This is a genomic window from Pseudomonas sp. MM213 (assembly GCF_020423045.1).
GTDB lineage: Bacteria > Pseudomonadota > Gammaproteobacteria > Pseudomonadales > Pseudomonadaceae > Aquipseudomonas > Aquipseudomonas migulae.
Genome location: NZ_CP081943.1, coordinates 6,414,461 through 6,440,678, shown reverse-complemented (window position 1 = coordinate 6,440,678; position 26,218 = coordinate 6,414,461). Strand labels below are relative to the sequence as shown.

Annotated in this window: 27 protein-coding genes; all 27 read right to left on the bottom strand. The window is 60.5% G+C overall.

Annotation, left to right across the window (positions count from 1 at the left end):
* Positions 1–23: 23 nt before the first annotated feature.
* The gene (fliA, locus tag K5R88_RS29310) at positions 24–764 is read right to left on the bottom strand and encodes an RNA polymerase sigma factor FliA (protein ID WP_007894214.1); all 741 of its coding nucleotides are present in this window, start codon (positions 762–764) and stop codon (positions 24–26) included.
* Positions 761–1,591: a flagellar synthesis regulator FleN gene (gene fleN, locus K5R88_RS29305; RefSeq protein ID WP_008001746.1), complete on the bottom strand. Its 831-nt coding sequence runs from the start codon at positions 1,589–1,591 to the stop codon at positions 761–763. The genes fliA and fleN overlap by 4 nt, the downstream gene beginning before the upstream one ends.
* Positions 1,592–1,707: 116 nt before the next feature.
* Positions 1,708–3,036: a flagellar biosynthesis protein FlhF gene (gene flhF, locus K5R88_RS29300; protein WP_008024604.1), complete on the bottom strand. Its 1,329-nt coding sequence runs from the start codon at positions 3,034–3,036 to the stop codon at positions 1,708–1,710.
* Positions 3,037–3,047: 11 nt separating this feature from the next.
* Entirely contained in the window at positions 3,048–5,177 is a 2,130-nt protein-coding gene (gene flhA, locus K5R88_RS29295) for a flagellar biosynthesis protein FlhA (protein ID WP_008039816.1), read from the bottom strand.
* A 256-nt stretch (positions 5,178–5,433) separates the two neighbouring features.
* Positions 5,434–6,573: a flagellar biosynthesis protein FlhB gene (gene flhB / locus K5R88_RS29290; RefSeq protein ID WP_008039815.1), complete on the bottom strand. Its 1,140-nt coding sequence runs from the start codon at positions 6,571–6,573 to the stop codon at positions 5,434–5,436.
* Positions 6,574–6,576: 3 nt separating this feature from the next.
* Positions 6,577–7,362, bottom strand: coding sequence for a flagellar biosynthetic protein FliR (gene fliR, locus K5R88_RS29285; RefSeq protein ID WP_207285368.1), 786 nt, complete (start codon positions 7,360–7,362; stop codon positions 6,577–6,579).
* Between the two features lie 3 nt (positions 7,363–7,365).
* A complete protein-coding gene (fliQ, locus tag K5R88_RS29280; RefSeq protein ID WP_008024593.1) occupies positions 7,366–7,635 on the bottom strand; it encodes a flagellar biosynthesis protein FliQ in 270 nt (89 codons plus the stop codon).
* Complete coding sequence (gene fliP, locus K5R88_RS29275) at positions 7,632–8,390, bottom strand: flagellar type III secretion system pore protein FliP (protein ID WP_226298824.1); 759 nt, start codon at positions 8,388–8,390, stop codon at positions 7,632–7,634. The genes fliQ and fliP overlap by 4 nt, the downstream gene beginning before the upstream one ends.
* Positions 8,390–8,833, bottom strand: coding sequence for a flagellar biosynthetic protein FliO (gene fliO, locus K5R88_RS29270; RefSeq protein WP_226298823.1), 444 nt, complete (start codon positions 8,831–8,833; stop codon positions 8,390–8,392). Before fliO ends, fliP begins: the two co-directional genes overlap by 1 nt.
* Positions 8,834–9,292, bottom strand: coding sequence for a flagellar motor switch protein FliN (gene fliN, locus K5R88_RS29265; RefSeq protein WP_008039811.1), 459 nt, complete (start codon positions 9,290–9,292; stop codon positions 8,834–8,836).
* A gap of 69 nt (positions 9,293–9,361) precedes the next feature.
* Complete coding sequence (gene fliM, locus K5R88_RS29260; RefSeq protein WP_008024584.1) at positions 9,362–10,330, bottom strand: flagellar motor switch protein FliM; 969 nt, start codon at positions 10,328–10,330, stop codon at positions 9,362–9,364.
* 9 nt (positions 10,331–10,339) lie between these two features.
* Entirely contained in the window at positions 10,340–10,840 is a 501-nt protein-coding gene (fliL, locus tag K5R88_RS29255; RefSeq protein ID WP_192419617.1) for a flagellar basal body-associated protein FliL, read from the bottom strand.
* Between the two features lie 237 nt (positions 10,841–11,077).
* Positions 11,078–12,457, bottom strand: a complete 1,380-nt coding sequence (locus K5R88_RS29250) for a flagellar hook-length control protein FliK (RefSeq protein WP_226298822.1) — start codon at positions 12,455–12,457, stop codon at positions 11,078–11,080.
* Positions 12,458–12,539: 82 nt separating this feature from the next.
* On the bottom strand, positions 12,540–12,908 hold the full coding sequence (locus K5R88_RS29245) for an Hpt domain-containing protein (protein ID WP_226298821.1): 369 nt from the start codon (positions 12,906–12,908) through the stop codon (positions 12,540–12,542).
* 30 nt (positions 12,909–12,938) lie between these two features.
* Positions 12,939–14,642 carry an ATP-binding SpoIIE family protein phosphatase gene (locus K5R88_RS29240; RefSeq protein ID WP_226298820.1) on the bottom strand — a complete coding sequence of 568 codons (1,704 nt, stop codon included), beginning with the start codon at positions 14,640–14,642 and terminating at the stop codon, positions 12,939–12,941.
* A 5-nt stretch (positions 14,643–14,647) separates the two neighbouring features.
* On the bottom strand, positions 14,648–14,947 hold the full coding sequence (locus K5R88_RS29235) for an STAS domain-containing protein (RefSeq protein WP_008024574.1): 300 nt from the start codon (positions 14,945–14,947) through the stop codon (positions 14,648–14,650).
* 214 nt (positions 14,948–15,161) lie between these two features.
* Entirely contained in the window at positions 15,162–15,611 is a 450-nt protein-coding gene (fliJ, locus tag K5R88_RS29230; RefSeq protein ID WP_008024572.1) for a flagellar export protein FliJ, read from the bottom strand.
* 6 nt (positions 15,612–15,617) lie between these two features.
* Positions 15,618–16,976 carry a flagellar protein export ATPase FliI gene (gene fliI / locus K5R88_RS29225; protein ID WP_192226042.1) on the bottom strand — a complete coding sequence of 453 codons (1,359 nt, stop codon included), beginning with the start codon at positions 16,974–16,976 and terminating at the stop codon, positions 15,618–15,620.
* Positions 16,966–17,766 carry a flagellar assembly protein FliH gene (fliH, locus tag K5R88_RS29220; RefSeq protein ID WP_008035210.1) on the bottom strand — a complete coding sequence of 267 codons (801 nt, stop codon included), beginning with the start codon at positions 17,764–17,766 and terminating at the stop codon, positions 16,966–16,968. Before fliH ends, fliI begins: the two co-directional genes overlap by 11 nt.
* Positions 17,767–17,773: 7 nt before the next feature.
* Positions 17,774–18,793, bottom strand: coding sequence for a flagellar motor switch protein FliG (gene fliG, locus K5R88_RS29215; RefSeq protein WP_003184041.1), 1,020 nt, complete (start codon positions 18,791–18,793; stop codon positions 17,774–17,776).
* Positions 18,786–20,573: a flagellar basal-body MS-ring/collar protein FliF gene (gene fliF / locus K5R88_RS29210; protein ID WP_008044586.1), complete on the bottom strand. Its 1,788-nt coding sequence runs from the start codon at positions 20,571–20,573 to the stop codon at positions 18,786–18,788. Before fliF ends, fliG begins: the two co-directional genes overlap by 8 nt.
* Positions 20,574–20,588: 15 nt before the next feature.
* On the bottom strand, positions 20,589–20,918 hold the full coding sequence (gene fliE, locus K5R88_RS29205) for a flagellar hook-basal body complex protein FliE (RefSeq protein ID WP_008044594.1): 330 nt from the start codon (positions 20,916–20,918) through the stop codon (positions 20,589–20,591).
* A 214-nt stretch (positions 20,919–21,132) separates the two neighbouring features.
* Positions 21,133–22,518, bottom strand: a complete 1,386-nt coding sequence (locus tag K5R88_RS29200) for a sigma-54-dependent transcriptional regulator (RefSeq protein ID WP_226298819.1) — start codon at positions 22,516–22,518, stop codon at positions 21,133–21,135.
* Between the two features lie 5 nt (positions 22,519–22,523).
* Complete coding sequence (locus K5R88_RS29195; RefSeq protein ID WP_404943246.1) at positions 22,524–23,747, bottom strand: sensor histidine kinase; 1,224 nt, start codon at positions 23,745–23,747, stop codon at positions 22,524–22,526.
* Between the two features lie 110 nt (positions 23,748–23,857).
* The gene (locus K5R88_RS29190; protein WP_008044600.1) at positions 23,858–25,333 is read right to left on the bottom strand and encodes a sigma-54 dependent transcriptional regulator; all 1,476 of its coding nucleotides are present in this window, start codon (positions 25,331–25,333) and stop codon (positions 23,858–23,860) included.
* 173 nt (positions 25,334–25,506) lie between these two features.
* Positions 25,507–25,803 (bottom strand): hypothetical protein, encoded by a 297-nt coding sequence (locus tag K5R88_RS29185; RefSeq protein ID WP_008044601.1) that lies wholly within the window; start codon positions 25,801–25,803, stop codon positions 25,507–25,509.
* Between the two features lie 10 nt (positions 25,804–25,813).
* Positions 25,814–26,209 carry a flagellar export chaperone FliS gene (fliS, locus tag K5R88_RS29180; protein ID WP_008044602.1) on the bottom strand — a complete coding sequence of 132 codons (396 nt, stop codon included), beginning with the start codon at positions 26,207–26,209 and terminating at the stop codon, positions 25,814–25,816.
* Positions 26,210–26,218: the final 9 nt, after the last annotated feature.

Below are 26,218 nucleotides of genomic sequence, written 5' to 3'. Positions count from 1 at the left end.
TTCGCAGTGTCCCCACACTGCCTTCAGCGCGCTCGCCACTCCCCCAAACGCCCCCGCAAACGGGCCGCGCACTGGCTGTGTAACTGGCTGACCCGAGATTCGCTGACCCCCAGGACCTCACCGATTTCCTTGAGATTCAACTCTTCGTCGTAGTACAGCGCCAACACCAGTCGCTCACGCTCCGGCAAATTGGCAATCGCGTCCGCCAGCGCTGCCTGGAAGCGTTCATCTTCCAGATCGCGCGACGGCTCGAGATGAGCACTCGCGCCATCCTCATGCAGCCCTTCGTGTTCGCCGTCCTGCAACAGGTCGTCGAAACTGAACAAGCGGCTGCCCAGGGTGTCGTTCAAAATCCCGTAGTAATCGTCGAGACTCAATTGGAGTTCGGCCGCAACTTCGTGATCTTTAGCGTCACGGCCGGTTTTAGCTTCAATCGAGCGAATTGCGTCGCTGACCATGCGGGTATTGCGGTGGACCGAACGTGGTGCCCAGTCCCCTTTGCGCACTTCATCAAGCATGGCGCCGCGGATCCGGATGCCCGCGTACGTCTCGAAACTCGCGCCTTTGCTGGCGTCATATTTGGTGGATACTTCAAGCAGGCCGATCATCCCGGCCTGGATCAGGTCTTCGACCTGGACACTGGCTGGCAGTCGCGCCAGCAGGTGGTAAGCAATGCGTTTGACCAGTGGCGCGTAACGCTCGATCAGCTCGTACTGCGCGTCACGCGCCGACTTCTTGTAGAGGTTGTAACCGCTGGCTGTCATAGCACGGGTCCTGCCGTTTGTTGCACGAGGCGCTCGACGAAAAACTCCAGGTGCCCGCGCGGGTTGGCAGGCAGCGGCCAGGTATCGACCTTTTGTGCGATGGCCTTGAAAGCCAGGGAGCACTTGGAACGAGGGAAGGCTTCATAGACCGCGCGCTGCTTCTGCACAGCCTTGCGCACGCTTTCGTCGTACGGCACCGCACCGACGTATTGTAAGGCGACGTCGAGGAAGCGGTCCGTGACCTTGGTCAACTTGGCGAACAGGTTGCGGCCTTCCTGCGGGCTCTGGGCCATGTTGGCCAGGACGCGGAAGCGGTTCATGCCGTAGTCGCGGTTGAGCAGTTTGATCAGGGCGTAGGCATCCGTGATCGAAGTCGGCTCGTCGCAGACCACCAGCAAGACTTCTTGCGCGGCGCGAACAAAACTGACTACCGAGTCACCAATACCCGCAGCGGTGTCGATCACGAGCACGTCGAGGTTGTCGCCGATATCGCTGAACGCCTGGATCAGGCCGGCATGCTGGGCCGGACTCAGATGAACCATGCTTTGAGTGCCGGACGCGGCCGGGACGATGCGGATGCCGCCTGGCCCCTGCAACAATACGTCGCGCAGCTCACAGCGGCCTTCGATGACGTCGGCCAGGGTACGTTTGGGTGTCAGTCCCAACAGGACGTCGACATTCGCCAGCCCCAGATCGGCGTCCAGCAGCATGACGCGCCGGCCGAGCTCAGCTAGAGCCAGGGACAAGTTCACTGACACATTAGTCTTCCCGACGCCACCTTTGCCGCCGGTCACCGCGATCACCTGTACGGGATGCATGCTGCCCATGTTATTTCTTTACCTTGTCTTGCATAGACGGAGGCCACATTACTGGCTGCGCGCTCATCAACTGAACAATGCATGGCAGACCATCGATGTAGGTACAAAAACTGTTCATTAATACCTCAGCCAACCTGCTTGGTCGGGCTGTGATAAATATCAGCGAACATGTCAGCCATGGCTTCTTCGCTGGGTTCTTCCTGCATTTGCACGCTAACGGCGCGACTGACCAACTGATGACGACGCGGCAGATGCAGATCATCCGGAATACGCGGCCCATCAGTCAGGTAAGCCACCGGCAATTCATGACTGATCGCCAGGCTCAACACCTCGCCCAAGCTTGCCGTCTCATCCAGTTTAGTCAGGATGCAGCCAGCCAGCCCGCAGCGCTTGTAACTGTGATAAGCGGCGGTTAGAACCTGTTTTTGGCTGGTGGTTGCCAGAACCAGATAATTTTTTGATTTGATGCCACGACCGGCCAGGCTTTCGAGCTGCATGCGCAATGCCGGATCGCTGGCCTGAAGGCCCGCGGTATCGATCAGCACCACGCGCTTGCGCAGCAAAGGATCCAGCGCCTGCACCAGGGACTGGCCCGGATCGACGTGCGTCACCGACACATTGAGGATCCGGCCGAGGGTCTTGAGTTGTTCCTGGGCACCGATGCGGTAGCTGTCCATGCTCACCAGCGCGATGTTCTGCGCACCGTACTTGAGCACGTAACGGGCCGCGAGCTTGGCCAGGGTGGTGGTCTTGCCCATGCCGGCGGGGCCGACCATGGCAATCACGCCGCCCTCTTCCAGTGGCTCGACTTCCGGTGTGGCGATCATCCGCGCCAGGTGCGCCAGCAACATGCGCCAGGCCTGACGAGGCTCATCAATGTCGGTAATCAGTTCCAGCAGATCGCGGGACAACGGACCGGACAAGCCGATGCGTTGCAGGCGGCGCCAAAGGTTGGCCTGGGCCGGGCGGCTGCCTTGCAACTGATTCCAGGCCAGCGAACCGAGTTGTACTTCCATCAGTTCGCGCAGGCTGTTGAGTTCGAAACGCATCGAGTCGAAGGCACGCGGATCAACACCGGTCGCGGCAGGCGCAGGGGCCGGTGCCGGGCGACGAGGTTCAGCGTAGGTCGGCTCGATCAGCGGCTCGGCGGCAGTCAGCGGCAGGCCGGCGAACAACTGGCGATTGGTGGACTTGTCGCTCTCGCCATCGCTGCGCAGGCTCAGTTCGGCCTGGGCGGTGACGATCCGCGACTGGGTCTTGCGCAGCTCATCCTCGAGTTCCATGTTCGGAACACGCGGGGCCAGCGCCGACAGTTTGTAATCCAGAGCGGCCGTCAGCTCGACACCACCGGCGATCCGGCGGTTGCCAATGATGGCGGCATCAGCGCCCAGCTCATCACGAACCAGCTTCATGGCCTGACGCATATCGGCGGCGAAAAAACGCTTAACTTGCATAAACCACTACCTCAGCCGTTGGGCCCTACTGTCGCAACGATGGTCACTTGCTTGTTGTCAGGGATTTCCTGGTAAGCCAACACATGCAAACCCGGGACTGCCAGTCGGCCGAATCGCGACAGCATCGCGCGAACCGGGCCGGCCACCAGCAGAATCACCGGCTGACCTTGCATTTCCTGACGCTGCGCCGCATCGATCAACGAGCGTTGCAGTTTTTCAGCCATGCTTGGCTCCAGCAGAACGCCCTCTTCCGAGCCTTGTCCTGCCTTCTGAAGACTATTGAGCAATATTTGTTCCAACCTTGGCTCCAAGGTGATAACTGGCAGCTCCGACTCAGTCCCCACAATGCTTTGGACGATTGCACGAGATACGCCGACGCGGACGGCGGCCACCAGCGCGGCAGTATCTTGACTCTTGGCGGCATTGTTCGCGATCGCCTCGGCGATGCTGCGAATGTCCCGCACGGGCACCTGTTCGGCCAGCAACGCCTGGAGCACCTTGAGCAACTGTGACAACGAAACCACGCCCGGCACCAGCTCTTCCGCCAGTTTTGGCGAGCTTTTGGCCAGCAATTGCATGAGTTGCTGCACTTCTTCGTGGCCAATCAGCTCACTGGAGTGCTTGTACAGAATCTGGTTCAAATGGGTTGCCACTACCGTACTGGCATCGACCACGGTGTAACCGAGGGATTGTGCCTGCGCGCGCTGACTGACTTCGATCCAGACCGCCTCCAGCCCGAAAGCCGGATCTTTGGCGGTAATACCGTTGAGCGAACCGTAGACCTGACCAGGGTTGATCGCCAGCTCGCGGTCCGGATAAATCTCCGCTTCGGCCAGGATCACCCCCATCAGAGTGAGGCGATAGGCGCTCGGTGCGAGGTCGAGGTTGTCACGGATATGCACAGTCGGCATCAGGAAGCCCAGATCCTGGGACAGCTTTTTACGCACACCCTTGATCCGCGCCAGCAGCTGACCACCCTGATTGCGGTCCACCAGCGGAATCAGACGATAGCCGACTTCCAGGCCAATCATGTCGATCGGCGTCACATCGTCCCAGCCAAGCTCCTTGGTTTCCTGAGCGCGAGCCGGCGATGGCAGCAATTCCTGCTGACGCTTGACCTCTTGCAGGGCCTGAACCTTGACGATGTTCTGCTTCTTCCAGAACAGGTACGCGCCACCGGCCGCCAGGGCCGCCATGGTCAGAAAGGAAAAGTGCGGCATGCCGGGCACCAGGCCCATCACTGCCATCAGGCCCGCCGCCACGGCCAGCGCCTTGGGCGAGGCGAACATCTGGCGATTGATCTGCTTGCCCATGTCTTCCGAACCGGAAGCACGGGTCACCATGATCGCTGCAGCTGTAGATAACAACAGTGATGGCAATTGCGCCACCAAACCGTCACCGATGGTCAGCAACGCGTAAACCCTGCCCGCATCACCGAAGGTCATGCCGTGCTGGAAGATACCGACCGCCATGCCGCCGATCAGGTTGATGAACAGAATCAGCAAACCGGCGATGGCGTCGCCGCGCACGAACTTGCTGGCACCGTCCATGGAACCGTAGAACTCGGCTTCCTGGGCCACTTCCATCCGGCGCATCTTGGCCTGGTTCTGATCGATCAGGCCGGCGTTCAAATCGGCGTCGATCGCCATTTGTTTGCCGGGCATCGCATCGAGGGTGAAACGTGCGCTCACCTCGGAAATCCGCCCGGCACCCTTGGTTACCACGACGAAGTTGATGATCATCAAAATCGCGAAGACCACGATACCGACCACGTAGTTGCCGCCGATCACCACCTCACCGAACGCCTGGATCACCTTACCGGCGGCGGCGTGGCCGTCCTGCCCGTGAAGCATCACCACCCGTGTGGAGGCCACGTTCAGCGCCAGTCGCAACAACGTTGCCACCAGCAGAATGGTCGGGAACACCGCGAAATCCAGCGGCCGCAACGCGTAGACGCAGACCAGCAGCACGACAATCGACAGCGCGATGTTGAACGTGAAGAACACGTCCAGCAGGAACGGCGGCACCGGCAGCATCATCATGGCCAGCATGACCAGCAGCAACAACGGCACGCCCAGATTGCCCCGACTTAAGTCGGCAACGTTTGTGCGGGCACTGTTGAGTAACTGAGAGCGATCCACCGGTTTTCCCCGTTCCTTTAAAGCAAACTTTTGACGCCTGAAGCAGACGCAGGGCGGCTACTGCAAGAAGCCTTCCAACTTTTGCCGAGAGCTTGGAACAGAGGGGTTTCTGGGGGGAGTTGTGTCGTCCGGGCTGACGCTTTCGCGGGCAAGCCACGCTCCTACAGGACGGATGGCACAGATGTTTTTGTGGTCGACGCAAACCCTGTAGGAGCGAGGCTTGCCCGCGAAGGCGTCGGCACGACTAGCGCAAACCTCAGGAATCGCGGCGCAGATCCGGTGGAATCGGCAAATCATCCTTGAGCGGATCCGGCCGCTTGCCCTTGCCCGCGCGGTGCTGTCGGATCTGGTAGACGTAGGCCAATACCTGAGCGACGGCCAGATAAAGCCCGCCAGGAATTTCCTGCTCCAGCTCCGTGGAGTAATAGATCGAACGCGCCAGGGCCGGAGACTCCAGCAGCAGCACTTCGTTGGCCACGGCGATTTCACGGATTTTCAGGGCCAGGAAATCACTGCCCTTGGCAATCAGCATCGGTGCCGAGCCCTTGTCCGGGTCGTATTTGAGCGCCACGGCATAGTGAGTCGGGTTGGTAATGACCACATCGGCCTCAGGGATGGCCGCCATCATCCGGCGCTGGGACATCTCGCGCTGCAACTGGCGAATGCGCTGCTTGACCTCCGGCCTACCCTCCTGATCCTTGTGCTCGTCGCGCACTTCCTGCTTGGTCATCAGCAGCTTCTTGTGGCTTTCCCAGAGCTGCACCGGCACGTCGACGGCAGCGATGATGATCAAGCCGCACGCCATCCACAGGGTGCTCCAGCCGACCACTTGCAGGCTGTGAATGATCGCCATTTCCAACGGCTCGTGCGCAATGCGCATCAGGTCGTCGATGTCGGAATTCAACACCGCCAGCGCGACGAACAGCACAATGAAGAACTTCGCCAGGGCCTTGAGCAGCTCCACCAGCGCCTTGGCCGAGAACATCCGCTTCAGCCCCGCGCCGGGGTTCATGCGACTGAATTTCGGCGCCATCGAGCCTGCCGCGAACAACCAGCCACCGAGGGAAATCGGGCCGAGAAATGCCGCCAGCAGCAAGGTGATCATCACCGGCTGAATCGCCAACAGGGCAATCTGCCCCGAGTGCAGGAGGAAGGTGCCCATGCTGCGCTGATCCAGAATCACTTCCCGCGACAGCGTGAAGTTCATGCGCATCAGCTCCATCATGTCCTGCGCCAAAGCCCCGCCGAAAATCAGCAGCGCACCGGCACCGGCAAGCATGATCGCCAGGGTATTGAGCTCTTTGGAGCGCGCAATTTCGCCCTTGTCCCTGGAGTCCTTTTTACGTTTCTCCGTGGGGTCTTCTGTTTTGTCCTGACCGCTTTCGCTCTCAGCCATGACTCAGCGCGCCCGTGCCAGTTCGCGCAACCACTGCAAGGCCTCGGTAGCCAGCGGTTGGTACTGATTGATGATGTCCGCCAGCCCGACCCAGACAATGAACAGCCCGAGCACCAGGGTCAGCGGGAAGCCGATGGAAAAGATGTTCAGTTGCGGCGCGGCGCGGGTCATCACGCCAAACGCGATGTTGACCACCAGTAGCGCGGTGATCGCCGGCAACACCAGCAACAATGCCGCACCCAGCACCCAACCGAGCTTGCCGGCCAGGTCCCAGAACTGTGAAACCATAAAGCCGCTACCGACCGGGAGCGTGGTGAAACTTTCAGTGAGAATTTCGAAGACCACCAAGTGGCCATTCATGGCCAGGAACAACAGCGTCACCAGCATGGTGAAGAACTGCCCGATCACCGCCACCGACACGCCGTTGGTGGGGTCGACCATCGACGCGAAGCCCATGCCCATCTGAATCGATACGATCTGCCCGGCGACCACAAAGGCCTGGAAGAACAGTTGCAAGGCGAACCCCATCACCGCGCCAATGAGGATCTGCTCGGCAATCAGCAGCAGCCCGCTCAAGTCCAGCGCATTGACCGGCGGCATTGGTGGCAACCCGGGCGCAATCACGACCGTGATCGCGAGGGCGAAATACAGACGCACCCGCTGGGGCACCAGGGTCGTACCAAAAACCGGCATGACCATCAGCAAGCCACCGATGCGAAACAGGGGCAACATGAACGTCGCCACCCAGGTGCTGATCTGGGTATCGGTCAGTTGCAGCAGTGACTGCATGGCTTAGCCGATGACCCGAGGAATATTGCCGTACAACTGCAGGATGTATTCCATGAACGTCTGCACCAGCCACGGACCGGCAACGATCAGCGTCACCAGCATGACCAGCAGGCGCGGCAAGAAGCTCAGGGTTTGTTCGTTGATCTGCGTAGCCGCCTGGAACATCGCGACCAGCAGACCCACCAGCAGACTCGGAATCACCAGCACGGCGACCATCATGGTGGTCAGCCAGAGCGCTTCACGAAAGATGTCTACCGCGACTTCCGGCGTCATGGCGAAACACCGCCGAAGCTACTCGCCAATGTCCCGATGATCAGCGCCCAGCCATCCACCAGCACGAACAGCATGATCTTGAACGGCAGGGAAATGATCAGCGGCGAGAGCATCATCATACCCATGGCCATCAGCACACTGGCGACGACCAGGTCGATGATCAGGAACGGAATGAAGATCATGAAGCCGATCTGGAACGCGGTTTTCAGCTCGGACGTGACGAAGGCCGGCACCAGAATGGTCAGCGGCTCCTGATCCGGCGTGGCGATGTCCGTGCGCTTGGACAGGCGCATGAACAATTCCAGATCACTGCTGCGTGTCTGCGCCAGCATGAAGTCCTTGATCGGCACCTGAGCCTTGGCCACGGCATCCTGCGCGGTGAGTTTTTCCGCCAGATACGGCTGCAAGGCATCCTGGTTCACCCGGTCAAACACCGGCGCCATGATGAACAGGGTCAGAAACAGCGCCATGCCCGTGAGGATCTGGTTCGACGGCGTCTGCTGCAGGCCCAGGGCCTGACGCAGGATCGAGAAGACGATGATGATCCGCGTGAAGCTGGTCATCAGCATGACGAACGCCGGAATGAAACTCAGCGCGGTCATGATCAGCAGGATTTGCAGGCTGACCGAATATTCCTGAGCGCCCTGTGCGTTGGTGCCCAGGGTGATCGCCGGGATCGACAACGGATCGGCGGCGAAGGCCAGCGGCGCGGCCAGCATCAGGGCCAGCGTCAAGATGATGCGTAGCGCACCCATTACTTCTTATCCTTCTGATCCTTGCCCATCAGTTCCATCAGGCGCTGGGCAAATTCCGGGGTCGCTTTCTCGGTGACCGGTACGTGCACCGGCTCCTTGAGCACATGCAGCGCGGTGATGGTGCCGGGGCTCAAACCGAGCAGAATCTGCTCGTTGCCGACCTGCACCAGCATCAATCGGTCACGCGGACCCAGCGCTCGGGAACCGATCAATTCGATCACCTGCGCCTTGCCCGCAGGCCCGGCCTGCTGGACCCGGCGCAACAGCCAGGCGAGGAAGAAGATCAACCCCAGCACCAGCAGCAGACCGAGCACCAATTGCGTCAACTGGCCCGCCACACCACTGCTGACAGCAGGTGCGACAGCCACGGCAGCATTAGCCGCCGGTTCGGCCGCCAACGCACTGAACGGCAAGGCCAGAAACAACCCCAAAAGCTTTTTCACTCAGCGCAGCTTCTTGATGCGTTCGCTTGGGCTGATCACGTCGGTCAGGCGGATGCCGAACTTCTCGTTGACCACCACCACTTCACCGTGAGCGATCAACGTACCGTTGACCAGCACGTCCAGCGGCTCACCGGCCAGGCGATCGAGCTCGATCACCGAACCCTGGTTGAGCTGCAGCAGGTTACGGATGTTGATGTCGGTGCTGCCGACTTCCATGGAAATCGACACCGGGATGTCGAGGATCACGTCCAGGTTCGGACCGTCCAGGGTTACCGGATCGTTGTTTTTCGGCACGCTGCCGAATTCTTCCATCGGCAGACGGTTCGACGACGAACCAGCAGCGTCAGCCGCCAGCAAGGCGTCAATGTCGTCCTGCCCGGCATCGCCGGTTTCTTCCAGGGCCGCAGCCCATTCGTCAGCCAGCGCCTGGTCGTCCTGAGTATTCATATCGTCAGCCATCATGTGTCCTCGGCGGGCAACCCATCAGAGGGCAGCCGTCAGTTAAAAGCGAATATGTAGAGGCGCCGGTCAACGGCGCTCGATCGGCTCGATCACTTGCAACGCGAGGTTGCCTTTGTGCGAGCCCATCTTGACCTTGAACGCAGGCACGCCATTGGCGCGCATGATCATTTCTTCCGGCATTTCGACCGGGATAATGTCCCCCGGCTGCATGTGCAGAATGTCGCGCAGGCGCAACTGGCGACGGGCAACCGTAGCGCCGATCGGCACGTCGACGTCGAGCACGTCCTGGCGCAGGGCATTGACCCAACGCTCGTCCTGATCGTCGAGGTCCGACTGGAAGCCGGCGTCGAGCATTTCGCGCACCGGCTCGATCATCGAGTACGGCATGGTCACGTGCAGGTCGCCGCCACCGCCATCGAGTTCGATGTGGAAGGTCGACACCACAATAGCTTCGCTCGGGCCGACGATGTTGGCCATGGCCGGGTTCACTTCCGAGTTGATGTACTCGAAGTTCACTTCCATGATCGCCTGCCAGGCTTCCTTCAGATCGACGAAGGCCTGCTCCAGCACCATGCGCACCACACGCAGTTCGGTCGGGGTGAATTCACGCCCTTCGATCTTCGCGTGACGGCCATCGCCGCCGAAGAAGTTGTCCACCAGTTTGAACACCAGTTTGGCGTCGAGGATGAACAGCGCCGTGCCGCGCAACGGTTTGATCTTGACCAGGTTGAGGCTGGTCGGCACGTACAGCGAGTGCACGTATTCGCCGAACTTCATCACCTGCACACCACCGACGGCAACGTCCGCCGAGCGGCGCAGCATGTTGAACATGCTGATGCGGGTGTAGCGGGCGAAACGCTCGTTGATCATTTCCAGGGTCGGCATGCGTCCACGGACGATGCGATCCTGGCTGGTCAGGTCGTAGCTTTTGACACTGCCGGGTTCGGCAGCGGTATCGGTCTGTACCAGACCATCGTCGACACCATGCAACAGCGCATCGATCTCATCCTGGGACAGCAGGTCCTGCACGGCCATGTCGTGTTCCTACTGCAGTACGAAATTAGTGAAAAGCAACTGTTCGATGACCACTTTGCCGAGCTCTTTCTGCGCCACTTCCTGGACGCTGGCCGTGGCTTTCTGGCGCAGCATTTCCTGACCGACCGGCGACGCCAGGGTCGCGAAATCCTGCCCGGAGAACAGCATGACAAGGTTGTTGCGGATGACCGGCATGTGGACTTTCAGGGCTTCCAGGTCGGCCTGATTGCGACCCTGCATGGTGATGCTCACCTGCATGAAGCGCTGGCGGCCGTTCTGGTTGTAGTTGGCCACGAAGGCCGGCGCCATTTGCTCGAAAACCGCTGGTTGCTTGCCGACCGGGGCAGCTTCAACCGCGGCGGCAGGCTTGCTCTGAGCGCTGTGCATGAAGAACCAGGTCGCTCCCACGGACAAGCCGATCGCCAGCAGCAGGGCCACCACGATCACAATGATCAGCTTGATTTTGCCTTTGGTTGCGGGGTCTTTTACTACTGCTTCGCTCTTCGCCATGCCAATAATCCGTCACTATTCGGGTTTTCACAGTCGCACGGCAAGGCAAGAGCAAGTGTTATGCCAGAAGTGTCGGGAGGTATTGGAGACAGCGAATGATCGGCGAATACCGCACTTGTAGGAGCGAGGCTTGCCCGCGAAGAACGATGACGCGGTTTGTCAGTTAAACCGCAACATCGTTCTTCGCGGGCAAGTCGGAACGCCGAACCGCTCGCTCCTACAAGGGATTGCGTTTGATCAGGCGTAGTAGTCGACGGCGCTGGAGCCGATGACACTGGTGGTGCTGGCCGCGACTTCGGCAACGGTCGGCGCGAGCTCTTCATCCACGCCATCGAGGCGACCACCGCTGGCGTTGCTGCGCCCGCCCTGCCCCTGCTGAGCCTGTTGTTCCTGACTCTGCCCCTGCCAGCCACGCGACTGGTCAGACACGTTGACATCGACCTGCCCCATGCCCTGCTGCGCGAACATGTCACGCAAGCGGTGCATCTGACCATCGAGCGCTTCGCGAACGCTTGGATGCGCGCTCATGAAGGTCACTTGGGTCTGCTGGTCCGGCACCATGTTCACCCGAATATCGAGACGCCCCAGTTCGGCCGGTTGCAACTGGATATCGGCCGCCTTGAGATTGGCGCTGGACAGGTACATGACCCGGTTCACGATCTCTTCGGTCCAGCCGCTTTGATTCATCGTGATCGGCTGATTCACCGGTACCGCGTTGGCGGTTTTCGGTGTAGCTGCCTGAGTCAGCGCCGCCAGACGGTTGGCGAAGTCGTCGACGCGGGTATCGCTGCTCGCCGACTTCAAATCCTTGAGGCCGTCATCGATCAACCCACTGAAGGTTTTCTCACCGCCCTGGCTGGTACTGTCCTTGTCCGCCTGCACATCGAGCATGCCCGCCATGCCGGCGGCAAAGTTCTGTGCCGAGGTGGGTTCGCCATCAGCCTGGGCCTGAGCAGCCGTCGGTGCTGCCTTGGGTTGCGCCTGACTGGCAGCGGAAATATGACCACCCTGCTCCATGGCCATACGCACGGCCGGCAGCGCATCCAGCGGATCGGCTTCAGGATCGAACGCGTCATCCGTCGGTGCGGCAACCTGTGCCGCCGCCACTGGCGCAGCAACAGGAGGCGCCTGCACTTGCGGCTGCTCAGTGACCACCACTGGCGGTGCTTGCGGAACCGGAGCTGCCACCACGGCTTGCAACGCCGGCAGCAATGACGGATCGAGAGCCGGATCAACCGGCGCCGTGTCGACGACTACCGGGGTTTCTGCGGTATCCGCGGCAGCTGCGGCATCATCGCTGGCAGCCTTGTCGTCGGCCGGCGCCGGTTTATCGGCGGGCAAGGTTTTGCCGCTATCGGCAACCGTCGGTTCCGGGGCGGCAGCATTGTCGTTGCCGACGCTCTTTTTATCGGGGCTGTCCGGGGCTTTATCGCGCACCGGCTTCGGCGTTCCATCGGTGGCCGCCGAGGGCTTGTTCTGGGCTTGATTGGCGTAGACCTGAGCGAAGCTGGAGGCTTTGTCCCCGGGCTCAGCGGACAGCGCCGGTGGATTGGCGGAGGCGGCTTGAGTCTTGGCCTGAGCGGCGGCCTGAAGAAGAATATTGGGGGTAACGGGCATGAAACGGTCTCCGCTGCACTGGGATCGTAGGTACAGTTGCGGAGATTGCTGCAAGGGTTGCGCCAGTTTTGTTCGAACGGCGCTAAAAACGCCGGACGGTCGCACTGTCAGCGAGAGAGCGCTGGCGCTCTGCTTCGTAGAGGGTGCGGATAATCGCGAATTCACTATCGATTTCGCTGATCAGTTTCTCGATGCCTTCCAGCGACTCCTGCTTGCTTCGCTGCTCGAGCTCATTGCACAACTGCGCGAGGCGAATGGCGCCCATGTTGCTGCAACTGCCCTTGAAACTGTGCGCGGTGGCACCGAGCGTCTCGGCATCGTCAGCCTTGTGCAGCTGACTCAAGCGCTCTGTGGAATCGGCAAGAAAAGTATCCAGCAACGTCGAATACTCATCCTCCATGACTTCTTGCAACGCGCTCAGCACGTCGCGATCCAGATGTGTGTCAGCCACTTGCTCACTCCTTGATCAAGAATGCGCGGATTATGCCAGAGCCTCCCAGAAAAATTCCACGCGGGCACTACGACCATCGTCGGACCAGTTGGCGTTACGGCTCAACTGGCGGATCAGACTGACCCCGCGTCCCGACAGACGGGCACCATCGAGGGGGCGCGCCATCACCCTGTCGACATCAAAACCCTTGCCACTGTCTTCGACACGAATCGTCAGGCAACCACCCTCGCCTTTGGGCGCAACCTGCAAATGCACCCGCACATAGCCGTCCTGCAGCTCGTCCAGACGTGCATTGCGCTGTTGATAATAGCGGGCAAAACCCGAGGCATCGCGTTTCAGGCTTGAGTCCAGCCCCAGCACGCCGTGCTCCAGTGCATTGGAGTACAACTCCGCGAGCACACTGTAAAGCGCACCGCTCTGGGCGCGCAAACCATGCACTTCCAGCAGCAACTGCAAAAGATACGGCAATGGATTGAAGCGCTTGAGGGTGGCCGCACGAAACTCGAAACTCACCGACCAGTCCAGCGGGCAGGACTGACCGCTGTCGGAATACACCAGGGCCGGCGGGCTCAGCTGCGCAGCCTCCAACAGGCTGACTTCGACCATGCTGACATCGTCGCGGGCCTCACCGCGAAAATCCCGCAGCGCCTGCTCGATCTCCTCGAACAGCTGATCGGGCCGACGATTGGCCGCAAACACCCGCTGCAATCGCTCGACGCCGAACAACTGCTCATTGGCATCGCACGTATCGATCACCCCGTCAGACAACAGGAACACCCGATCCCCGACCGCCATCGGAAACACTTCGGTGCGGTCATCGAACGTCTGCGGGCTCAGCACGCCAAGCGGCAAATGCCGAGCGGTCAGCTGTGTGCGCTCGCCGCTGGCAATACTGTGCAGGTAACCGTCCGGCATCCCGCCGTTCCAGACCTCCACCGAGCGCCGCTGAAAACTCAGGCACAGCAGCGTCGCACAGCAGAACATGTCCACCGGCAGGATGCGCTTGAGCTTGGCGTTCATCTCGCGCAGGGTTTCCGACAGGCCATAACCCTTGGCGGTCATGCCGTAGAAGACCTCGGCCAGCGGCATCGCCCCGACGGCGGCCGGCAAGCCATGGCCGGTAAAATCGCCGAGCAGCACGTGCATGTCGCCGGCCGGCGTGAACGCCGCGAGCAGCAAATCACCATTGAACAGCGCATAAGGCGATTGCAGGTAGCGGATGTTGGGGGCGCTCAGGCAGCCGGAATGGGCGACCTTGTCGAACACGGCCTTGGCCACACGCTGCTCGTTGAGCAGATAATCGTGGTGCCTGGCAATTTGGTCGCGCTGCTCCAGCACGGTGGCCTGCAACCGGCGCAAGCGGTCCATTGCCTTGATTTTGGCGGCGAGGATCACCTGGTTGTAGGGTTTTGCCAGAAAGTCGTCACCGCCAGCCTCCAGACAGCGCGCCAAGGCTTCGCTTTCGCTCAGCGACGTCAGGAAGATGATCGGCACCAGGGTTTCCCCGGCCAGCGCCTTGATCTGCCGTGCCGCCTCGAAACCGTCCATCACCGGCATCATGGCGTCCATCAAGACCAGTTGCGGTCGTTGTAAACGAAACGCTTCAACCGCTTCGGCACCGTTGGCCGCCGTCAGGACTTCATGGCCCTGGCGACGGACGATACTCGACAGCAGCATGCGGTCGGCCGCGCTGTCTTCGGCAATCAGGATCGTCAGCGGCTCGAGCGGCTGCACGTTGGTCAACTGATGTCGAACAGTTTGTCGAAGTTGGAGATGGCGAGAATCTTCTTCACGTCAGAACTGCTGTTGACGACGCGAATGTCGGAATCGTCGCCACCGGCGTGATCACGCAGCAGAAGCAGCATGCCCAGTGCAGAACTGTCGAGGTAGGTCGCTTCTTTCAAATCGACGACCACTGCAGAGAGCTCCTTGTTCTCGTAGGACTCGCGAAATTCCTGATGTTTGGCGAAGTCGAATCGTCCTCTGATCGATATCGTCAGTTTTTGCCCATCCGGAGAGACTTCTGTAACGACTGACATTGAACGGCATCCTTGTCATTGGTGAACATACTTGTACAAGGTTTAGCACTTGACGGAGATGGGGGCAAGGCTGGAAAGGGGCGGAGTTTTTGAGGACGCCTTCGCGGGCAAGCCTCGCTCCTGCGGGATTTGTGCCGTTCGCGAAATCATGGACGATGCGAAACCTGTAGGAGCGAGGCTTGCCCGCGAAAAACGATAACGCGGCCTGACTGATTCAGTACGGACTCTCACGCGGCAACCGCTGGGACAACTCGTCCATCAGCTTCTGTTCGCGCCTGTCTTCCAGCTGTCGCGCCTCGTCTGCGTAACGCTGAACCAGTTTGCGCAAGCCTTCGACCCGGGCAAATGCCTGCTGCCAGGTTTCCCGTGCCTTGTTCAGATTGTTCTGGTGCCACGCCAGGCTTTGCCGCTGCTGATCGATGGCGGTGCCCAGTTGCGCGAGGAAGCCCTGATAACCCAGCAGCCACTGGCCCGAGACGCCGCTGCTGCCGCGCACGATCCATTGCTCCTGATAGTCGAGTCGAAAGGCTTCAAGGTCGGCGAGCTTGCTTTCTGCCACGCGAACCTGGCCCTGAAAATGGCCTAACCGCTGAGCGGCGGTTTTCTCGGCCTTTTCGGCCATCTCGACCACCGGCGCCAGACGCCCTGCCCGACTCTGGGCCATGATCGATTAACCGCCAGCCGCAGGCGCGAAGATCGAGCCCAGATAGGATTCGCTTTCGCCCAGGCTGATGCTGTCGTTCAACCCTTGGCGCAGGTATTTGGCCAGCTGCGGCTGCAGGGAAATTGCCAGGTCGGTCTCGCGATCACCGCCAGCGACGTAGGCGCCGACACTGATAAGGTCGCGACTCTGCTGATAGCGCGACCACAACTGCTTGAAATACTGGGCGCGGGCCATGTGTTCCGGCGACACCACCGACGGCATGACCCGGCTGATCGACGCTTCGATGTCGATGGCCGGGTAATGCCCTTCCTCGGCCAGACGCCGGGACAGGACGATGTGCCCGTCAAGCACACCCCGCGCCGAGTCGGCGATCGGATCCTGCTGGTCATCGCCTTCGGACAACACGGTATAAAACGCGGTGATCGAACCGCCGCCCTTTTCAGCGTTACCGGCCCGTTCCACCAGTTTCGGCAACTTGGCGAACACCGATGGCGGATAACCCTTGGTCGCCGGCGGCTCGCCAATGGCCAGGGCGATTTCCCGCTGGGCCTGGGCGAAACGAGTCAGCGAGTCCATCAGCAACAGGACATTCTTGCCCTTGTCGCGGAAATACTCGGCGATCCGCGTGCAATACATCGCAGCGCGCAGACGCATCAGCGGTGCATCGTCCGCCGGGGACGCCACGACCACCGAGCGCTTGAGCCCTTCTTCACCGAGGATGTGCTCGATGAATTCCTTAACTTCTCGACCCCGTTCACCGATCAGCCCGACGACGATAATGTCGGCCTCGGTGAAGCGGGTCATCATGCCCAGCAGCACACTCTTGCCGACGCCGGTACCGGCGAACAGCCCGAGCCGCTGACCGCGACCGACCGTCAACAAACCGTTGATGGAGCGAATGCCCACGTCCAGCGGCTCGCTGATCGGGTGACGCTTGAGCGGGTTGATCGTCGGGCCGTCCATCGGCACCCAGTCTTCCGCCTTCATGCCGCCCTTGCCGTCCAGCGCACGACCGGCGCCATCGAGCACCCGTCCGAGCATGCTCATGCCCATCGGCAGACGGCCGGTATCGGCCAACGGCACCACTCGGGCGCCGGGCGCGATGCCGGCGACACTGCCAACCGGCATCAGAAAGACTTTGCTGCCGGAGAAGCCCATGACTTCGGCTTCGACCTGCACCGGATGGTAACTGTCGTCGTTGATGACCATGCAGCGGCTGCCCATGGCGGCGCGCAAGCCTTCAGCTTCGAGGGTCAGGCCGACCATGCGCAGCAAGCGGCCTTCGAGGATCGGTGCGCCGGCCAGCTCCGTGGCCTCGGCGTAACTGCCCAGGCGCTTGGCGAAGCTGGTGCGATCAAGGCGCATCGGGAACGTCCGGCTCGGCTTCGACGGCAGGTTTGGCGTCGATCGGCAGCTCCAGGCTCAGGTCCGGCGCGGCCGGGTGCAGGGCCTGCTCGTGCAATTGATCGAACAGCTTGTCCATGACTCGGGCGATGCGCGTTTCAACGGTGGCATCGATGCGACTGTGCTCCGTCTCGACCCGGCAACCACCAGGCAACAAGGCTTCGTCCTCGACGATGCGCCAGGTTTCTTCATGGCGTTCGCGCAGGGCTTTGACCTGTTCGAAATCCTGCGGATTGATGTACAGCCGCACATTGCCCACGCCCAGCGGCAACAGCTTGAGGGCGTCGCGCATGACGTGTTCGATCTGCGTCGAGTCGATGGCCAGTTCGCGCTGAATCACCTGTTTGGTGATGTGCTGCACGAGGTCGACCAGCGACTTTTCGATTTGGGTGTCTTGCTCGGCGATAGGCTCGAACAGGTTGGCCATCAATTGCTCAAGCGCGGCGACTTTCGGCGCCAGGACCGCCTCTGCTTCCTGACGGACCTTGAGCGTGGTGCTGTGAAAACCTTCTTTCTCGCCCGTGGCGAAGCCTTCGTTGTAGGCCTCCTGGCGAATGCTTTCGAGTTCTTCGAGGGTCAGTGGCTGGACTTCTTCCAGCGGCACTTCCTCCATTTCCGGCGGCTCGGGCTCTGGTTCCGGCTCGGGCTCCGGTGCAGGCGGGTCGAAACTGGGCAGCGACCAGGTGTCGAAACCCGCGACGTCCTTGGCGCGGATCAGGTCGGTCTGGGACTCATCATGTTTGGACGACATAGTGACCTTAGATCATCTCTTCGCCGCCCTTCCCGCCGAGAACGATTTCTCCGGCTTCGGCCATACGGCGAGCAATGGTGAGGATTTCTTTCTGTGCGGTTTCCACGTCGCTGACGCGCACCGGGCCTTTGGCCTCGAGGTCGTCGCGCAACAGTTCGGCCGCCCGTTTGGACATGTTCTTGAAGATCTTTTCCTTGACGCCTTCGTCCGAGCCTTTGAGGGCCAGTACCAGTACATCGGAGGAGACTTCACGCAGCAACGCCTGAATCCCGCGGTCGTCGACATCGGACAGGTTGTTGAACACGAACATGAGGTCTTCGATCTGACCGGACAGGTCTTCGTCGACTTCGCGGATCGAGTCCATCAGCTGACCTTCGATCGAGCTGTCGAGGAAGTTCATGATGTCGGCCGCACGCTTGATGCCACCCAGGGTGGTGCGCGAGGCATTCGAGTTGCCGGAGAACTGCTTCTCGAGAATCTGGTTGAGTTCTTTCAGGGCGGCTGGCTGCACGGTGTTCAGCGAGGAAACCCGCAGAATGATGTCCAGTCGCACCTTGTGGTCGAAGTTGCCCAGCACTTCGCCGGCCTGGTCCGGGTCGAGATACGCCACGACGATCGCCTGGATCTGCGGGTGCTCGTAACGGATCACGTCGGCGACGGCGCGCGGCTCCATCCACTTCAGGCTGTCGAGGCCACTGGTGTTGCCGCCCAGCAGGATCCGGTCGATCAGGCCGTTGGCCTTGTCCTCGCCCAGCGCCTGAGTCAGCATTTTGCGCACGTAGTCGTCGGAGCCGACGCCCAGGCTGGTCTGATCGCCGACGATGTCGACGAACTCGCTCATCACCTGCTCGACCTGCTCGCGGTGCACGTTACCCATCTGCGCCATGGCCACACCCACACGCTGGACCTCTTTGGGCCCCATGTGGCGCAGCACCTGGGCGGCATCGGTAGAACCGAGAGACAGCAGCAGGATTGCGGCTTTATCGACCCGGGACAGTTTGGCGACGGCGGCTCGGTTATCACTCATCTGCGTTAATCCACTCTTTCACGACCTGGGCCACGCGACCCGGATCTTCTGCCACCAGACTCTTGATTGCGTTCAATTGAGCGTCATAGCCTTCGCTCGGGCTCGGCAGCAGGATGCTGGTCGGGCCGCCGAGGCTGACGCGGTCGTTGGCCAGTTCGCCGTCCAGGCCGCCCATGCCACCGAGTTCCACGTCGCCGCCAAAGCCGGCCAGCTGCTTGCCTTTGCCGCCATTGGTGATGTTGTTGAGTACCGGACGCAGCACACCGAACACCAGTATCAGGATGAACAAGACACCCAGCACTTGCTTGACGATGTCCCAGAACCACGGCTGGGAGTAGAACGGAATATCGGCAATCACTTCACCGCGCTCGGCGGAGAACGGCATGTTGATCACGCTGACGCTGTCACCACGACTGGCGTCGAAACCGACGGCGTCCTGAACCAGACGAGTGAAGCGCGCCAATTCGTCGGCGCTCCACGGTGCACGGGTGGTTTCGCCGTTGGCTGCGTTGATCTTGACCTGATCGTCCACCACTACCGACACCGACAGGCGGTTCAAACGCCCTTGCTGTTGTTTGGTGTGGCTAATGGAACGGTCGAGTTCGAAGTTCTTGGTGGATTGTTGACGCTTGTCCGCCGGGTACGGTGCCAGCATCGGCTGACCGGTGGCCGGGTCCATGATTTGCTGACCGTTGGCATCCAGCAGTGGCTGGCCCGGCTGCACCATGCCGGCCGACGCGGTAGCACCACCGGTGGTTTGCGGCGCCGAGGCTGGCGATGGCGGCTGGTTGCTCAGGGCACCCGGTACGCCTTGCGGGCCATTGCTGGCGGTGCGTTGTTCGTTGACCGACTGCTCGCTGCGCAACGCCGGTTGATCCGGGTTGAACTGCTCGGAGGTCGACTCGACAGCACTGAAATCCACGTCCGCCGAGACTTCGGCTTTATAGCGGTCGTTGCCCAGCACCGGTTGCAGGATGTTGTGCACACGCTGAGTGAGCATGCTTTCCATGCGACGGCTGTAATCGAATTGCTTGCCGGCCATGGTCAGTTCGGAGTTCTCCGCCTGATCCGAGAGCAGGTTGCCCTTCTGGTCGACGACGGTGATCTGCGACTTGCTGAGTTCTGGAACGCTGGTCGCGACCAGGTTGATGATCGCCACCACCTGACCCGGCTCCAGCGAGCGACCGGAATACAGTTCTACCAGCACCGAAGCGCTCGGCTTGCGCTCGTCACGTACGAACACCGAGCTTTTCGGAATCGCCAGGTGCACGCGGGCACCCTTGACGTTGTTCAGGCTGGAGATGGTCCGGGCCAGTTCGCCTTCAAGGCCGCGACGATAACGGGTCGCTTCCATGAACTGGCTGGTGCCGAGTCCCTGGTCCTTGTCGAGGATCTCGAAACCGATGTTGCCGTCGCTGGGAGTGACACCAGCGCCCGCGAGTTTCAGTCGCGCACGGGACAGGTCATCGGCCTTGACCAGCAAGGCACCGGAGTTCGGTTCAACGGTATAGGGAATGTCTGCGGCAGCCAGGGTATCCATGACTTGCTTGGCGTCCATACCGGCAAGGCTGCCGTACAGAGGCCGGTAGTCCGGCTGTTGGGACCACAACACCACGGCGAAGCCAATCGCCACGCTCGCAGCCAGGCCGACCAACAGGCCCACCTGACGCAACATGGTCATCTCGGAGAGGTTTTCCAGGAAGGACAAGCCGAACAGCGGCGGTTTGCCGTCTATCGGTGTGGCCTTGGCCGGAACATTATCGGCGACTGCTTCTGCCATGACTCAATCTCGTCCTTAAACCGGCATCTGCATGATGTCTTGGTATGCCTGAACCAGCTTGTTACGCACTTGGGTCAACGCCTGGAAAGACACGCTGGCCTTCTGCGAAGAAATCATCACGTCCGTCAGGTCGACACCACTCTTGCCGATCTCGAAGGCACTGGCCAACTGACTGGAAGCCTGCTGGGTGTCGCTCACTTTATTGACGGCCTGACCGAGCATGTCGGAAAAGCTGCTGCCGCTCAATTCAGGGACGGCGGCAGTCGATTTCGGCGCAGACATGGCATCCATTTGCATGGAACGCATGTCCAGCATCAACCGATTGAATTCAATACCTTGGCTCATGGTCTACTCTCATTGACGACCCGCAATTTTTTGACACTCACTCGGCGGGTAGTGAGGTGTTAGCAACAAGGGTGCCATCTCCGTGGCCGCCCAGAACAAAAGCCCTTTATCAGCTCACAAACTTCTGCAGGAGCGAGCCTGCTCGCGATGGTCGTGAACGATAACGCGTCGCTCCTGACTCCATCGCGAGCAGGCTCGCTCCCACAAAGTAAAATCAGGTGGCGAACAGGTACGCTTCCACATCCATTCCGGCATCACGCATTTGCGCCAGTTTGTAGCGCAGGGTGCGAGGGCTGATGCCCAGACGCTCTGCCGCTTCCTTGCGACGACCCCGCTCAGAGCGCAAGGTATCGATGATCATCTGGAATTCGCGGCGACGCAGGTCGTCACCCAATGCACCGGCAGACTCGGACTCGACTTCCACGCCCCGCACCGGCACGGCGGCCAATGCCGGCAACGGCGCACAGGCAACCGGCCCGGCCAGGCAGAAATCCTGCGGCTGGATCACACCGCCCTGCTGCAGAATCAATGCACGCTGAATCGCGTTATCCAGCTCCCGCACATTGCCCGGCCACGGATAGCCGATCAGGCACGCCTGCGCCTCGGGCGACAGTCGCGCCGCCGCATGCTTCATTTTATTGACGTGCTTGGTCAGCAGCCGCTCGGCCAGCGGCAGGATGTCGGCGGTGCGTTCGCGCAACGGACGCCAGGCCAACGGAAATACGGACAGGCGATAGTAAAGGTCTTCACGGAAACGCCCTGCCGCCACTTCACCGGCAAGGTCACGGTTGGTGGTGGCGACGACCCGAATATCCAGCGTGATCGGTTTGCGCGCGCCGACCCGCTCAACTTCGCGCTCCTGCAACACGCGCAGCAACTTGGCTTGAAGACCCAGGGGCATTTCGGAAATTTCGTCGAGCAGAATGGTTCCGCCGTCGGCCTGTTCGAACTTGCCGGCCTGCGCCGCGATGGCACCAGTGAACGAACCCTTTTCGTGACCGAACAGCGTTGCCTCGAGCATGTTGTCGGGAATCGCCGCGCAATTGATCGCAATGAACGGCTGGCTGGCGCGATGAGAATGCTGATGGATGTAACGCGCCAGCACTTCTTTACCGGTCCCGGACTCACCGGAGATCAACACCGTCGAATCACTGCGCGCCACCCGTGCGGCCAATTCCAGCAACTGCGCACTGGCCGGCTCGAACGCTACAGGCCCCTCGCTGTCGGCAGCGCCGAGGCTGCCCAGCGCATGCCGCGCAACCAGATCCAGCAAAGCCTTGGGCTCGAACGGCTTGACCAGATAATCCGCCGCGCCCTGACGCATCGCATCGACCGCGCGCTCTACGGCGCCGTGCGCCGTCATCAGCAGCACCGGCAACTGCGGCTGGCGAGAGCGCAGCAATCCGAGCAGTTGATGGCCGTCCATGCCCGGCATGTTGACGTCACTGAGCACCAGGCTGAACGCCTCGGCTCCGACGGCGTCCAGCGCTTCTTCGGCCGACCCCACGGCTGTGTAGTCATGCCCTGCGAGCAACAACGTATCGGTCAGTGCTTCGCGTAATGCGCGGTCATCCTCGACCAGCAAAACCTTGATCCCCATGTCGTTCACTCCACTCCCTGAGCACTGCGCTTTTCATCAGAAAACAGCGGCAGAATCACCTGCGCGCAGGTGCCGCGACCCAACCGCGAGTGCAGCTGCAATTCTCCCTGATGGGCACGAGCCACGGCCTTGACCACGGTCAGGCCAAGGCCGGTCCCGGTGGTTTTAGTGGTAAAAAATGGCTCACCCAAACGCGCCAGCACTTTCGTATCGATGCCGCTGCCGCTGTCACTGACGCAGACACGCAGGTTGTTGTCGCGGGTGTAGAGATGGACTTTCAAGCGAACGTCGCCGGCACTGGCCTGGATCGCGTTCTCGATCAGATTGAGAATCGCCCCGACCAGCGTGTCACGATTGCACAGCAGCTCACCCGCATGACTGTCGCACTGCCAGCGAACCGGCAAATCCTGCACATGGGTCAGCGCCGCTGCCTGCAAGGATTGCATCAGCATTTTCGGCGTGACGCGATCGGTCAGTGGCAGCTCGCCACGAGCGAACACCAGCATGTCGCGCACTTGATGCTCCAGCTCATGCAAACGCTCTTTAAGGCGCCCGGCAAAACGCTGCTGCGTGGCAACCGGCAGTTCTTGCTCGGTCAAATGACTGGCGTAAAGCAATGCGGCGGACAGCGGCGTACGAATCTGGTGAGCCAGCGACGCGACCATTCGACCAAGGGAAGACAGGCGTTCGTGGCGAGCCAGTTGATCTTGCAGATGACGGGTTTCGGTCAGGTCGTTGAGCAATACCAACTGGCCAGGCTCGGCATCCAGCGAGCGGGTGGCGATCGACAGACGCCGACCGTCCTTGAGCGAGATTTCGTGACCGTCGTCTTCGCGCGGCGCGAAGCATCGGGCAATGACATGACGCCACAGCTCGCCTTCGAGAGGCAGGCCGAGCAATTCACAAGCAGCGGGGTTGGCTTCACGCACGATGCCCTGGGCGTCGATGACGATAACGCCGCCGGGCAATAGATCGAGGAGGTTTTGCAGGCGGTTGGCCAGGCGTTCTTTTTCCGCCAGCTCCTGCATGCGCTGAGCGCTGACCACCGCCAGCTCGCCCTTGAGCTCGGTGACCCGGGCTTCGAGCATGCTGTAGGAGTCGGTCAACTGGCTGGACATCTGGTTGAACAACGCGAAAGCCTGCTCAAGGCCAAGCCGGCTTGCCTGCTCTACGGACGACGTTTGTCCCGAAGCATCAGGGACAGGAGACATCTGGGCGGCTTGGGGCATCGGGCTCTCTCGCTTGGCTGACCGTCAGTTAAACGGAACGTTGCGAGGGATGTAGCAATACCCGTGCCTAAAAAAAACCGCCTACAAATGAACGACTTGAAAAACAGGCGTCAATCATCCGCCTGTTCATCACCATCGCGACGGCTCATGCCGTACTTGCGCATCTTCTCTACCAGCGTGGTACGACGGATCCGCAACCGCTCGGCAGCGCGCGCCACGATGCCATTGGCATCATCCAGCGCCTGCTGGATCAGGCCCTGTTCCAGACCACCGAGGTAGTCTTTCAGGTCCAGGCCTTCCGGCGGCAGCATGGCGTTGGCGGTGAAGTCCGGAGTGTGACCGTTGATGGCCACGCGCTCTTCAAGATCGCTGCGCAGGCTATCGACCAGTTGCTCGTCTTCGTCATCGACGTAACGGAATTTCTTCGGCAACTCGACCACACCGATCACCCCGTACGGGTGCATGATCGCCATGCGCTCCACCAGGTTGGCCAGTTCGCGAACGTTGCCCGGCCAGCCGTGACGGCACAGCGACATGATCGCTGCGGAGTTGAAACGGATCGAACCGCGCTTCTCGTGCTCCATGCGCGAGATCAACTCGTTCATCAGCAGCGGAATGTCTTCGACACGTTCGCGCAATGGTGCCATCTCGATCGGGAACACGTTCAGGCGGTAGTACAAGTCTTCGCGGAAAGTGCCGATCTCGATCATGCTTTCGAGATTCTTGTGAGTCGCCGCGATGATGCGCACATCGACGCTTTGGGTCTTGTTACTGCCCACGCGTTCGAAAGTGCGCTCCTGCAGCACGCGCAGCAGCTTGACCTGCATCGGCAGCGGCATGTCGCCGATTTCGTCGAGGAACAGCGTGCCGCCGTTGGCCAGCTCAAAACGCCCGGCGCGACTGGTGATCGCCCCGGTGAACGCGCCTTTCTCATGACCGAACAATTCGCTTTCCAGCAACTCGGCCGGGATCGCCCCGCAGTTGACCGGGACGAACGGCGCGTCACGACGCTTGGAATGGTAGTGCAGGTTGCGCGCGACCACTTCCTTGCCAGTCCCCGACTCGCCGAGGATCAGCACGCTGGCGTCGGTGTCGGCTACTTGCTGCATCATCTGACGGACGTGTTGAATCGCCCGGCTGGTGCCGACAAGACTGCGGAAAAGGTTGGGCTCGCGATGACGACCGCGCTCGCGGGCCTGGTCGTACATCTCGCGATAGACCTGGGCACGGTGCAGCGAATCGAGCAGTTTGCTGTAGCTGGGTGGCATTTCGAGGGTCGAAAGCACTCGGCGACGCTGGTCTTCTGGCAAGTCAACGGAAGAATTATCGCCCATTAACAAAACCGGAAGGAACTCATCCCAGGTAGAGAGTGTCTTTAACAAGCCCGGAAGTGCACCAGGAGCATTGACCGTCCCGATGAGGACACAGATCACTTCACGACTTGATGACAAAGAGCCGACAGCCTGCTGCCAGTCATGGCTACCGCAGGGTAAATTTTCTTCGCCAAGAAAATTTAAAATCACCGCCAGGTCGCGGCGGCGGACGCTATCGTCATCAATCAGCAGAATTTTGGTTTCACGCCACATGCAATAGCAACTTCCCTAGTCAACTCAATGCCCGAAATGATGGGGCAAGCTAGACGCTTGCAGACACGTTATGCCTGTAGACGCCTGAAATCTGGAACCAGCCACTAGTTAAGTCAAAAAACCGTGCACAGTCAAATTTATGGCGCACTATGTTTGGATTAACTGAGGATTAATTAACCAAACAGATGGTAAACCTTTGCAGCGTTCTGTGCTTGATGGATCTGCGACATCTCATCAACTATTGCTTGTCGCTCCCCTGTCGCCGCCTCCAGAAGCTGCTTATACACCCCCAGCAACTCTTCAAGATTGTCACGCAAGGCGGCCTCGTCTACCGAAGCTTCACTCAAGACGTCTTCCATGCAGGAACGACAAGCCAGATCCAACTCACCGATGGCTTCCCAATTGCGCTCGGCCAAGGCACCGACGAGGGCATCACGGGTGTGTTCGATACGCTGCAATACAAGACTCATGGTGATCTCCTTAAAACTGCGGACCCGGCGCGGCGATAGCATCCCAGCCTTCTTTGACTGTGCGAAGCAAATCGGCGACTTCGTCGAGAATCTTTGGATCGGTTTTGACGTTGGCTTCTGCCAGGCGCTTCATCATGTAGGTGTACAGCTTGTCCAGCTCACCCACAGACTCAATCGAATTTTCCAGGTCCAGGCCTTCACGCAAGCCACCGACGATCGCGATCGCCTTGCCGATGAAAATGCCTTTGTTGGGAATATCCTTGCGCTCCATGGCACCCTTGGCCTGAGCGATGCGATCCAGCCCACCTTCCATGAGCATTTGCACCAGGCGATGGGGGCTGGCTTCGGAAGTCTGGGCCTGAGCACCAATCTTCTGGTACTGCCGAAGGGCTAACATCGGGTTCATGCTGTACCT